Here is a 756-nt window from a genome sequence, read left to right on the forward strand (position 1 = left end):
ATTGGCCTACAGTTTACCTGAGCCTATTAACAAATCCCTTTGGACCTCGACCTACGTGTTGTTAACGGGTGGTCTAGCGTTGGCGTTTTTAGCGTGTTTGTTGATTCTTGAGCGTGCCAAGATCGGTGCCTGGGTTATGCAGTCACTTTCTATACTCGGGCAAAATCCATTGTTCATTTATGCTTTAGCTTGGCTCTGGGTGCGAAGCTATAGTTTAGTCCCCACGAGTGATGGCACCTTATACGAATCGCTGTTTCTGTGGTTGGCGCTGATGATGCCGGCCAAGCTCGCCTCGCTGATGTTTGCGCTTTTGCACCTTGCGATTTTATGGCTATTGGCTTGGTGGCTGCATCGCAGGAGAATCTACATAAAACTGTAGAAGCATCTGTGAAGGCTTGTTCATGAGCTACCTAAGGCGTTAGCATGGGCGACTTTCTAGTCTGAACAAGCAGATACCCATGGGAATTATGAAGAAAATTGGCCTGGCGCTGGTGGCTTTGTTTGCCGTCTATGCTGGTCTGCGCTTTTTTGTTTCAGTCGCACCGATTCATCATCCATTTTATCAAGACGTTGGCTTTGAAGTGATAGCACACGGTGCTGGGCAGGGGTTGCAGCCGAAGGATACCCTTGAGGCTGCGTTGCTGTCCCACAAGTTGGCCGCCGACGTGATCGAAATTGACATTCATGCCAGCAGCGACGGTGTTTTGGTGCTAAGCCATGATGAAACTGTTGACGAAATGACCGATGGCACGGGTT

At 49.3% G+C, this 756-nt stretch carries 2 protein-coding genes; both read left to right on the forward strand.

What is annotated here, in order from left to right:
* Nucleotides 1–379, forward strand: a 379-nt coding sequence (locus ACFQEU_RS17020) for a hypothetical protein (RefSeq protein ID WP_379784070.1), incomplete at its 5' end; no start/stop codon positions are given.
* An 88-nt stretch (nucleotides 380–467) separates the two neighbouring features.
* On the forward strand, nucleotides 468–756 hold a 289-nt coding region (locus tag ACFQEU_RS17025; protein ID WP_379784072.1), incomplete at its 3' end, for a glycerophosphodiester phosphodiesterase family protein.

The organism is Halorubrum tibetense, from assembly GCF_042661865.1.
Lineage (GTDB): Archaea > Halobacteriota > Halobacteria > Halobacteriales > Haloferacaceae > Halorubrum > Halorubrum tibetense.